4 protein-coding genes are annotated in these 12,168 nt (G+C 44.3%); 3 read left to right on the top strand and 1 reads right to left on the bottom strand.

Annotation, left to right across the window (positions count from 1 at the left end; translation table 11 throughout):
* The first annotated feature begins 242 nt into the window (after positions 1–242).
* A complete protein-coding gene (locus F1728_RS04275) occupies positions 243–3,848 on the top strand; it encodes a helicase-related protein (RefSeq protein WP_228030502.1) in 3,606 nt (1,201 codons plus the stop codon).
* Positions 3,838–6,924 carry a sacsin N-terminal ATP-binding-like domain-containing protein gene (locus F1728_RS04270; RefSeq protein WP_155363037.1) on the top strand — a complete coding sequence of 1,029 codons (3,087 nt, stop codon included), beginning with the start codon at positions 3,838–3,840 and terminating at the stop codon, positions 6,922–6,924. Before F1728_RS04275 ends, F1728_RS04270 begins: the two co-directional genes overlap by 11 nt.
* A 305-nt stretch (positions 6,925–7,229) precedes the next feature.
* Here F1728_RS04270 and F1728_RS04265 read toward each other — a convergent pair whose 3' ends face one another.
* Positions 7,230–9,056 carry a GmrSD restriction endonuclease domain-containing protein gene (locus tag F1728_RS04265; RefSeq protein ID WP_155363036.1) on the bottom strand — a complete coding sequence of 609 codons (1,827 nt, stop codon included), beginning with the start codon at positions 9,054–9,056 and terminating at the stop codon, positions 7,230–7,232.
* A gap of 1,196 nt (positions 9,057–10,252) precedes the next feature.
* Between F1728_RS04265 and F1728_RS04260 the strand changes: the two genes are divergently transcribed.
* The gene (locus tag F1728_RS04260) at positions 10,253–11,755 is read left to right on the top strand and encodes a hypothetical protein (protein ID WP_155363035.1); all 1,503 of its coding nucleotides are present in this window, start codon (positions 10,253–10,255) and stop codon (positions 11,753–11,755) included.
* Positions 11,756–12,168 lie beyond the last annotated feature (413 nt).

Below are 12,168 nucleotides of genomic sequence, written 5' to 3'. Positions count from 1 at the left end.
GAACCAATTAGACATTTACATAACTGTTCATTGATGTTGAGTGTGCTCTTGTTTACCGTGGGGAGAATTAGAAGTATGAGTTGATTCTAAACGTATCAATTTTCAGCCAATGTACCTCATGGACAGAATCACAATTGATGGTTGGCCGATTCACAGCGTTCGTTGAGCCACCATTTTTGATTTAGGTCACCCACCATTTTTGATTTAGGTCACAAGGATCTGAATGGGAGAACAATCAAACGATGTCTTTTAATTCAACTGCGGGACAGATGACAGTACTGCTGCTTTCTACGGGGCATGTTCTTTCCGACTGGTTACTAGATAAACTTTCAACGCAAAGAGAGGACTGGTGGGATCAGCTGGTTCTCAATAATCTTTCTCATCAACAAAGACTACGCGTTGAGAATGATGGAGTGACTCGATTACAAAATTTGGATTTAGCAGCACTTTTAAGACTGCTCGATAAAAATTGGTACCTCATTTCCCAGAAGTTACAATTCACTGCCACTGACAGAAATATCGCAAAGGAAATGCAGACTGTTAGAAACCGATGGGCACATGTAGAGGCAGAAGGAATCCCACAAGATGACGTGTATCGTGACGTAGATACTCTCCAGCGATTTCTTGGAATATTAAAAGCAGATCAAGAATTAGTAGTTAAGGCCAAAGAACTCAAGGCCTCGATCATATCAATAAACTCCCCCCAAAAAGAAGAAGAGCCCAAAGAACTCTCTTCAGCAGTACCGAAACCAGAACAGCAAAACTCTCCAGTATCTGGAGAGATAAAACTTGGAAATATGATTTCTTTGAAGAGTGATCCAAGCCGGCAAGGAGCTGTCATAGAAATCCTGGGGACGGGAGATTCAACTCAGTATGCAGTTTTTATGGAAAACCAGAGACGCCTTTTTTATGCGTCTCAAGTACTGCCAGTAATCGAGCAGAATGAGCGAAAAAATGTATCAATTAAAGAACTACATACGCTTCTTACATCTTTTCATGTCAAGCATCCCTCACTTTCTACCCTCTATTCTTTAAATGCCGCGAGGATTGATTTTGTTCCTTATCAATTCCGACCTGCATTGAAGCTACTCCGGTCTGATCAGCCACGAATTTTAATTGCTGATAGTGTAGGTGTTGGTAAAACAATCGAAGCAGGATTGATCTTAAGAGAATTGCAGGCACGAACGGATATTGAATCAGTGCTAATTATCTGTCCAAAACCACTGGTTGCTGAAAGAAAGTGGGAACTTGAAATGAAACGCTTCGATGAGCGTTTTATTCATTTGGATGGTAAATTACTTCAAAAGTGTGTTACAGATGCTGAACTCGAGGCGGAGTGGCCAGATCAATTCTCAAAAGCAATCATTCCATATTCTCTGCTAGATAGAAGACTGCTGCATGGGGTTCATGAAGGAAGACGACAAAGGGTAGGTCTTCTTGACCTCGATCCCCCTCCGCATTTTGACTTAGTGATTGTTGATGAAGCTCACCATATTAGAAATGCGTCAACCGAGAGACATCAAGCAGTACGCTACTTCTGTGAAAATGCAGAAGCCGTTGTATTCATGACAGCCACACCTGTCCAACTTGGGAATCAAGACTTATTCACACTTTTGAATACACTTCGTCCAGACCTTGTCATTGACGAAGAGACCTTTGCACACATGGCAGAGCCTAATCCACATGTAAATGAAGCTCTAAGGCAAGTTCGATCAGGTAAAGATGATTGGCAGGAAAGGGCTGAGCGAGCACTGATGAGTGCTGCAAGAACAGATTGGGGGCGTTCACTTCTCGTTTCAAATCCAGATTTTCAATCGACGTGCAAGGACCTGACTGACAATCAGTTGGACCAGGAAGAACGTCTGGCAATTGCCCGGAAAATTGAGAGCTTTCATAGTTTCTCTCGGCTGATTAACAGAACAAGAAGGAGGGATATTGAAGACTTCTGTATTCGTAAACCTGAAACTGTGGAATGTCCATTCACTGAGGAGCAAGCTGCTCTTCATGATCTGCTTTTGGAATTCGAAGCTGAAACGTTGACCATGATTCATGGAGATCAAAACGTCAACTTCATGATGACTACGATTCGTCGGCAAGCTGCCAGTTGTATCTTTGGACTGGCACCTTTCATAAATGATATTCTCGCAAGGAGGCTTTCTCACCTGGCATGGTTAGAGACGACCGATGAAGAAATCGTCGAAGACATTCCGGACAGATTTCTGCAATCTCTCAAGGAAAGGGCGGAAGTAATTACTGCGATGGCAAGAACACTTCCTCCCAGGGATCCAAAACTAGAGGCATTCTGCGAAATAATTGAAGAAAAGAATAAACTTCCCAATAACAAAATGATGGTTTTTAGTAGTTTTCGACATACGCTTTCATATCTGAAAAACAAGTTAGATGAATTAGGTTACAGGGTAGGGCTAGTTCATGGTGATGTTGTAGACGAAGAACGCAGGTTGTTGCGTGGAAAGTTTGAAAAACCGAAAGAGGACGAAGAAGCTCTTGATGTGATGTTGTTTTCTGAAGTTGGTTGTGAAGGGCTCGACTATCAGTTTTGTGATGCCATGATCAATTACGATCTCCCTTGGAACCCTATGCGAATTGAGCAGCGTATTGGACGTATCGACAGGCGTGGTCAGAAAAACGAAGTTGTCGTGATCAATAACTTAATCACGCCTGGGACCGTTGATGCTACTATCTATGATCGATGCCTTTCACGTATTGGAGTTTTTCAGGAAAGTCTGGGAGATTGTGAAGAGATACTTGGTGAAATTACCCAGGAAATTCACTCCATCGCTGAGTCTTTTGATCTGACAGAGGAAGAGAAAGCAGAAAAACTGGATCAGCTTTCTGATAACAAAGTCAGGAAAATTCAGGAGCAGACTGAATTGGAGGATCGTGAACACGAGCTGTTTGGAGTCCGCTTGCCCCAATCCCAGACCAATGATGATATCCAACAGGCTGAAAATTATTGGCTGACCCCTAATTCCATACAATTTCTTATCGAGCGATATATTGCGAAGAGATGTGGAGAAGGTGAGTACATTTTGGGGGATAAACTTCTGAAAACACTTCGTCTGTCACAAGAAGCACGTCAAATTATTTTAGAAGATTTTCGTAATCTCCCTTCCCATAAGCAGCAAAAAAATCCAGTTTATCGATCTTGGGAGCAATGGCTTAAAGGCTCAGACCAGCATTGTGCTATGACGTTTGATTCTACATGTGCTTCTGACAGACGTGATTCACACTTCATCTACCCGCTACACCCCTTTGTTAAACAGGCGGCTAATTATCTTGAAGCTGTCGAACCTGTTTACACGGCTTTTAAAATCTATACTGATGAAGTGCCAAGTGGGGATTATCCCTTTTCCATCTATGCTTGGGAATATAAGGGAATCAGAGAAGACCTTAGATTAGTTCCTGTATTTGATAATCAGGAATTGAGCGATAATTTCTTTGATTATCTGGAATGTGGATCATCATTACCATCACCTGATTCTAATCTGTTCCATGAAGAACAATTCGAAAGTCTAAACAAGACTCATCATGCAATGTGGCAGAGTGCCAAGGAAACTCATCTGCAAAAAGAACACAAAATATGTGCCTTTCGACGAGAGAGTCTGGATACAAGTCATCGAGGCAGGATGAATGTACTCCACGAACAGTTAGAAAGATCAACGAATGATAAAATTCGAAGGATGAAACAGGCACAAGTCGCGAATGCTATCAGAGATTATGAACGACAGAAAGCCCATATTGAAGGAGCCGAAAGTAGTTCTGATATTCATGCTCGTGCGATTGTATTTGGTATTTTGAGAGTGGAAGCGGAGCATAATGACAATTGATTTTGAGAAAATATGTAGTGAAAACATAAAAGACTATGGTGAAAAAACTCATCATTTGTCATTTCTGGGTAATTTGTACGCTGATAGAACGCATTTTATTTACGAGCTTCTTCAAAATGCTGAAGATGCAAAAGCGTCTGAAATAAACTTTCATCTCAAAGCTCATTGTCTTGAAGTCTCTCATAACGGCCGCTTATTTAATGAAGAAGATGTAAGAGGCATATGTGGTGTAGGAGATGGGACCAAATCCGAAGACCTTACCCAGATTGGGACTTTTGGTATAGGATTTAAATCCGTATATGGATACACGCTAAAACCGGAAATCCATTGTGGTGACAATCATTTTTGCATCGAGCATTATGTGCGTCCTCATCAAATCGCTGTGAGGAAAATACCGAAACCATTTTCTACGCTTTTTGTGTTTCCTTTTGATAGAGAGAATGAAGAATTAAATCAGATCACAAGCCAAGAAGCGTTTGATGAAATATCAGATCGATTGAAATCCCTGGGGATACGGACTCTACTGTTTCTCAAAAATTTAGAACAAATATCATTTATTATTGAAGGGGGATCTTCAGGCTCTTACTTACGAGAAAATGAGGAGCATGAAACTCACTCTCGCGTTAAAGTTATCGGTCAAAAAAATGAAGAAGAGGTTGATGAGCAATGGCTCATATTTTCCAAGTCTCTTCCCGATCCATACCATGATCTCAAGACCGAAATTGCGTTTCATCTCAAAACAAAAGAAGGAAAAAAGAACTCTCATGAGATAGTTCCAATACAGTCATCTCTTCTGACGGTCTTTTTTCCCACTGACCAGGAAACGCACCTAGGGTTCTTGGTTCAAGGCCCTTTTAAAACGACACCTGCAAGAGACAATATTCCGAAGCAAAATGAATGGAATAAGAACTTAGTTCTGGTAATTCGGGATCTGCTTTCTGAGACTCTTCATGTGGTAAAAGACTTAGGTTTATTATCAGTCAGCTTTCTAGAGTGCTTGCCAATTCGCGACGTCCTGCTTCATGACGAATGGCTTGTCGGTCCCCTCTATGAGGCTACAAAGAACGCATTTGAGGTTTCTGAACTACTTCCAACTGACGACGGTAGTTTTACGAGGTCATGTAATGCAAAGATTTCGAGAACAAAAGATCTCCGAAGTTTGATTAACACTCATCAATTAACAGAGATGCTTTTAAGCAAAGAAAAAATAAAGTGGATAACAGGGCATATTACGAGGGACAAAAATCAAGAACTATATGATTATTTTGAAGACCATCTCAGTATTGAGGAAATCACACCCGAAAAATTTGCGGGCAAATTATCTGAAGTATTTTTAGCACAACAGTCGGATGAGTGGTTTATTCAATTATATGAATTTCTCTCAGGGCAAAACGCTCTCTGGAGAGCAGCAGGAAACTATAAAGAAGGGCTTCTTCGACGAAAGCCATTCATCAAATGTCAGGATGACATGATTCGACCTCCATTCGAAGTTGAAAAAGATACCCATGATGAAGTTCCAGTTGTATTTCTTCCAGTAAAAACCGAAGTAGATGTGCCTCTGGTAAAGTGGAGGATTTACCATAATCAGAAAGCAAAGGAATTTTTAGAGCGAGATCTTCGATTAAATAAGCCCGATATATGTGCAGAAGTCATGCAAAATGTTCTTGGGAAATTTGAATCTCACTCTGAAGAAGAGTTCAAAAGTCTAAAAGAGAATTATCAAGACTATGTAGACCAAATTAGCGAAGCTTTCAATTTAGTTATATCACCACAGAATTCTGAATTAAGAAGACGATTGATGAGCACACCGTGGATTCTTTCACGGAATGCAAAAACCGGAGATGAGAAGTTTCTAAAAGCAAATGCGGTATATCTGGCTTCTGCTGAGTTAGAGCAGTATTTCAGAGATAATGGTGAAGCATGGTTTGTGTGTGAGGACTACCAGCATGAACGAACTATTCTGACTGAGTTAGGAGTAAAACACTCTCCGGGCTGGATGCACCGGCAGAGCTTATTTTATTGTAATAAATATCAATCAGCAAAGATTGATTTAGTTGTCGAACGTGGCTCTCACCGTAGAGGTCTAAAATGTTTTGACCCTGATGCAGAGGTCTTTGGGTTAGAACATGCTTTGAAGAATATCACTCCAGGCTTATCTGTCTACATCTGGAATGAAATTGCTTGTAAGTATTCCAAGTTCATTCGTGGGCAAATTGAAACGGCTACTCGGCAGGATTTTAGTAATGCTGAAACAGAGGATCTTGTCTCAAAATTTGGTAAATTACTAGATTCAACAAAATGGATCAAAACAAAAACAGAATGGAAGGTACCGTCAGAGTGTAGAATTGACGAGTTGCCAAGAGAGTTCAAAGTAGAAGATAAGATAGTCGATGCTCTCGGTATTAAACCAAGTGATTCAGAGGAGAAGCAAAACCGAATTATAGAGTTGCAAGAGGTGTTGGGGGTCAATCAAAATGATGCAAGCTTTATTATGGAACTAATAAATGAGCCCAGTAGACTCTCTGAATTACAACTTGTCTTAAAAAAGCCTAGCACAAAACCTCCATTTCCTGAACGCAGTTCGAAAAACCCTGAACGCAGAAGTGGTAAAGTAAAAGAACAGCAAGAACGTGCTGGTTCCAGGTCATATGAGACCAGAGAACGTTCCGTTAGAGTATCTCAACCTCTTGAGGATTCCAAAGAATACCTTCGAGATCTTTACACAAATGATGATGACAAAATGATATGTCAGATGTGTGAGAATGAAATGCCATTTCGGCTTTTGAATGGCAAGTACTATTTTGAAGCTGTCCAGGTTAATGACAATTATCCTGAGGAAGTATATCAGCTTAATTTAGCACTCTGTCCAGTGTGTGCCGCAAAGTATAAATACATCTTGAAAAAGGATGATGCTGCTCTCGAAAAATTCGTTTCATCATTAGATGGAATAGAGTCACCTTCTTTCATTTTTGATTTTTCAATAGAAAATGGAGTAAATCATTCTATCCGCTTTGTGGAGTTACATCTCGAAGATGTGCGAACAATCTTGAATAACCATTTAGAAGAAAGTGTCTAAATAATCTGCTTAGCTATAACGGCAGTGAACTCATCATCAAAGCCATTTGAAGCAGATAGAGGTATATAAGTTGATTGTCGAGGGGGTGATTTGTGCAGCTAATGCGGGGCATTGGTGATCCAAGCAGCGTTGTAATCCTGCGATTCTAGGTGGAAGGAAATTCCGAAGAATATTCCCTTTGGTGTTGCTAATGAACCGCCGTCTGCCCGGCTGCAGAGATAACGATATCCCTTATTTCCGGAACACTGCGTGTTAGTGGGTTATTTCACCATACAGGCTTTGTCGCTCTTTCTTTTTGGCCACCATTAGTCATCGTCGTCACCGTAATCTTCGCTTTCTGAGAATTGACTGACTGGTTTACCCATAGCTTTACTTACCAATTGACTCAACCGCTTTCGTCTATCTTCTATGAATTCATGGAAGGAATCGCTTCGAAGCAGATCTGGAGACAGGGCATGGCTGAGCAATAACTCGTCCATTTTCGCATTATCCATCGCGACCTGTTTTTCATTTTGGATGCGTGGCAGATAATCCGAAGGAGCTTCTCCACCGATTTTGCGATTGGCTTTGTAGGAAATCGAGGTTTTATTCAAGATGCTGTCATACAGATCTTTGCTGATATTCATTTTTTCGCACCAGGCTCGTGGAAAAATGTGATGGATATCCAGAGCAATTTCTTCGGTATCCAGCTCTTTAATACTTGCCTTCCAAAACCAGTCTTTCGAGCCCTCCCGAAGAACGAGAATATGAATTCCTTTGTAGGCAGCACTCAAACGTGAGCGGAGGGTATCGAAACGTTCGGGTTGGAAGTTTGCATCTCTAACTGTTCGGGGAATGGCTTCTTCATCTTCAATCCAATTCAGTACTTCCTCATAGTCATTCGCCATCCGCGATTCGACGGCTCCCCCATAGAGTTCACCCAGCAGACCGCACCAATACCACTGTGTTAATTTGTCGTAGATTTTCGGTTCCAGCCAGCGATCACCGAGCTGAGTCATGATCGCAGCCAAGGGGACAAGTTGTGTGCTGTACGGTAATTCTCGACGTTTGTAGAAACATTCCTTTTTAAGAAAGCTCCCCACCTGTCTGAATCCTTTTTCCAAGGGGTCAGCCCATTCCTCCCATGCACTCAGTGGCAATTGCAATACATCAGCTCGTTTCGCACTGACTGGTCGAACCTGCTTTCCTGTTTTTCCCTCCGAAATATCTGACTGACGACGATTATGTGTATAGATCAGGCTGATTGCTTGCAGGAATTCCGTGGCTTCGATTCCTTCCAGAAGAGGATCGGATTCCAGACGTTTCCGGCGGGAGTCGACATTGCGAACTTTTGAGCCAAACCAGTCATCCCGCAGGTTATAACCGTCGGCTGCATAACTGGCCGTAATCAACTCAAACACCGAAAGTTGAACACCTCCTGTATTGACCTTCTCAAAGACCAGGCAGACCGCTTCTTTGGTTGTCTCTTTTTTTAGTAGAATCAGGGGTAACTGATAGTCACGAAAAGGCTGCAAAATTTGTTTCCGAAAATTCATGTACATCCCAAATTGGTCGGGAGCGACTGCATGTAAAGTGCTTTCCCAGTCATCTGAACTCATCACATGATCGCAGGGGAAGTGCAGGTTCTGGCATTCCAACTCGGGTGTTGACAGATCCAGCTGTACGTCACGACCAAAATTTGTACGTAACTGTCTGTTTTCATCGACTGCTATAATCGCATCCTCCAGAGAGTGAGGGGCGTCTACCGCTTGCTGGATATCGAAATAGTAATGCCGCTTTATTTTTTTCCCTTTAGCGGTTCGGGTATTTACCGCTTCTGTCAACGAAAGTGCCTGTGTGAGAGTCGTCAGTCGCTGTTGTCCATCAAGGATCAACTTCTCCGGTACTTTCGCTTTGGAAATTTCATTCTCCAGTCCTTCGACGGGCCGTGTTTCAAATCGAACTTCGCCACCCGATTCCAGCAGCATCACGGCACCAATAGGAAAGGATCGGGCAATGCTCACTAGCAGGTCACGAATGTGGTCATCATCCCAGACCCAGCCACGCTGGAAATCAGGTAGTTGAATCTCTCCCATTTTGATTTCTCGAAGGAGGTCCTTGAGCGAGGCTTTCGTGCTGTCAAATGTGGTCATGATTGTTTTCTATTCAACCTGATAATTATTTCTGAGGATAAAAGAATCCTATCGGTGGACGGAGACAGTAGTCGCATCTGTCCACTGAAGCGTAACAATGCCTGTAACAGAATGCCACCATTAAGATGGTCGCGATGTGAGGAGTACAATTGGAGTAGGGACCTTGGAGATGTTTAAAATCCGGAATTTAAACAATGTTCCCGGGGATGAGCTCTGGTTACCCGGCCAGCTTCGCATCATCGAATTTTTCATTAAATTAAGAAGGCAGTCACTGAGTTTCAAATTATGAGGTTTGAGACTCCACGCGAAGTTTTTTTCTCTCTTATATAGCCCTGCACAACTCACACGCCTCTCACAAATTCTTTCCAGATCCTGCTACCTCTCTCCCCTGAAACCAGATTCTGAATGCCGCTTGAGAAAATTCTGATAATTCCGTGTTACGCCCCAGCGATAGTAATTGGGTGAGTCAGGAAAAAATGGTCTATGTACCCCGACACGCCCAACACGGCTGTCACAGCAGGCCAGGAAACCTGAGTGGAAACCCGAGTAACACGTAAATGTAAGGAGGAGCCAGGCAAAGCACATCAATCGGCGTCGATCACCAGAACGGTAAGATCGGCGTCGAGCCCGTTGAGCTGACGGGCAGGCGGGGTGGTGAGGTCCATGCGGCCCGGACAACACCGAAAGTCGACCTGCGAACCAAATATTCGTGGGAAGACACTCGCCAGGGCCCAATCCTGGCACAGGCATCAATAAAACTGGGATGTCATGTGACAGGCGGCTTGAGATTCGACACAAGGCCGGAGCTCTTGCCAAATGTGATTACGATTCATAACGAATCACTACTCGGGTCGCCTCGTTGGCGACGACAGCTTCCGGGTCTCTAAGGAGGGAAGGACCAGTTTGTCTGTGATGATTGGCCATTGGGGCCAACGCACAATCCCACAACACAATCATAAAGTGCAACAGTCATGGTGATTAACGCGAACGCAGTATCCCAGTACTGTGCATGGTGTGATAGGTGTGTGGGGACAACAAAATCCTTCTTTAAGGACAATCTTATGATAACTAATAGTTTAAATGAGGTGAAAAATGGTTCAAATAATACCAGCAGCGTAACTGGCCGCACGCAGGTGTATTGGCATGACGAGTCGCCAGCCCGGGAAAACTTCGAGGCTCTCGGCAGGGCTCTGGCCATGTCGGGCGATTTGTTCCGTCAGCCTGGTCACGATGGTGGATTGTTTCTGGTCAAACCTGATGGCACGCCCAGAAGCATAACCAAGGGCAAACAGCTTTCCGCTGTGATTGCCGATCGCATTGATTTGCACCGGTTTCACAATGAAAAGCAGAAGCCCAGTCGGATCTCGGCAGGGACTCTGGATGAGATGCTTCACACCGAAGCATTTCTCTCTCGGTTTGCCCCGGTAGATCGAATTTCATCGCAACCTGAGTATCTGCCAGGATTCACATTGACGAATTCCGGTTACAACGACGGTGGTGTTGGACATCGAGTGTTCTTCGTTGGTGAATCTCCAGAAGAATCCGATTCAATGGAACGGATTGACACGTTCCTGGACGTGATGGATTTCCACACGCAGGCCGACCGGGCGAATGCGGTTGCCGGATTACTGACGGTCTTACTCAGGCACCATTGGCCTGGTGCTAAGCCGATCATCCTGGCGACGGCATCGAAGAGCCACAGTGGTAAGGATACCGTTCTGGACTTTATCGCGGGGATGACGCCTAAAACCTCAGTCAGCTGGGAACCAGCAGACTGGGCGACTCAGAAGGCAATCATCGCCAGTCTCAATACGGATCCCTCACTGGGAATGATTCGGCTTGAGAATGCCCGTGTGAGTGGCAGGTCGAAGATCGCTTCGGCTTTCGTCGAACGATTCGTAACGGATCCATCGCCGATGCTGTTCTCCCCGGGGGGCAGGGCGGAACCACGACGGATTCGCAACGAGATCGTGATGTCGATGTCGACGAACTTCGGGGTGTTGTCAGAGGACTTGTTGAATCGGGGACTCCCGATTCACCTGAAGCCGAAAGGCAGCATAACGGACCGTCATAGCGACATTGGTAATCCACGTCATGAGTATCTGCCCCGTTATCGAGAGGAGATTGCCGCGGAAGCTTACGGCATGATCGCTCGTTGGCGGGCAGTAGGAAAGCCGCTGGATAAATCCAAGTACCACCCCTGTACGGGATGGGCTCATGTGATTGGTGGCATTCTGATGGTCAACGGGATCGAGGGCTTCCTCGATAACTACGCTGACCGACGTGTGGCTGACGATCCGATTCGTAGTAGCATCGCAGTTCTGGGGGCACACTTATTAGATAAGTGTTTACCCATCAGCGATGTCGTGGCTGAAGTCGGTCGTCTGGGACTTATTGATCCTCTCATTCCTAAGAATGAACGGAGTTCATACGAAGCTCAAAAGCGGGGCCTAGGCAAAGTGCTGAGTGCTCATGTGGATGAGAAGTTCGTAATACCTTCTGAGGATGAGGAAGATCAACGCGTCGAGTTCCGACTGGAGAAGCTGCGGAAACGATTCGAGAATGGAAAAGCCACATATCGTTACGGCTTCTTCATGGTTGATGAAACGGAATCAGAAGTTGATGATGGTCCTGATAACGGTTCCGATGATGATTCGGATGGCATCGTGATCAGCCAGGATCATCCTAAGATTGTCTGATGCTGAGATTTCGCTGCCAATGGCTCAGATCTTGATCTGAGTGCACCTGCTGGCCCGTCGGCTGCGTTTAATCGCGGTCGGCGGGCTTTTTCTTTCCTATTTGTGGGGCCCGTTCACATGGGGCCTGCTTCTAGTCAATGTGGTTGACGGCCTTTTCTGGCTCTGGGTACCGGCACCTTTTAGTCGTGTTACGCTCCAGCGATCTGAATTTGTAGTTGCGAAGTGGTTTTTCACTTAATAACTGACAAACCGCTTGTGTATCCTCTCGCCTCACTCGGAATTCATTATTGGTTTCGAGTGAGGTTATTTTGTATCCCCACCATTCGGTGCCAGGGCGACATTCAGAAGAGGAAGCTTCGTGAAACCACCCCGTGTTACGCAGTCGCGATAGATATGGGTGAATCAAGTCGGAA

Origin of the sequence: Gimesia benthica, from assembly GCF_009720525.1 — a bacterium.
GTDB lineage: Bacteria > Planctomycetota > Planctomycetia > Planctomycetales > Planctomycetaceae > Gimesia > Gimesia benthica.
The sequence above is the reverse complement of the archived record's forward strand: the minus strand, read 5'-3'. Positions and strand labels throughout refer to the sequence as shown.

Bases quoted from the DNA above. Each gene is read 5' to 3' on its own strand.
- F1728_RS04275 (WP_228030502.1), top strand. From the start codon at position 243: ATGTCTTTTAATTCAACTGCGGGACAGATGACAGTACTGCTGCTTTCT.
- F1728_RS04270 (WP_155363037.1), top strand. From the start codon at position 3,838: ATGACAATTGATTTTGAGAAAATATGTAGTGAAAACATAAAAGACTAT.
- F1728_RS04265 (WP_155363036.1), bottom strand. From the start codon at position 9,056: ATGACCACATTTGACAGCACGAAAGCCTCGCTCAAGGACCTCCTTCGA.
- F1728_RS04260 (WP_155363035.1), top strand. From the start codon at position 10,253: ATGTCGGGCGATTTGTTCCGTCAGCCTGGTCACGATGGTGGATTGTTT.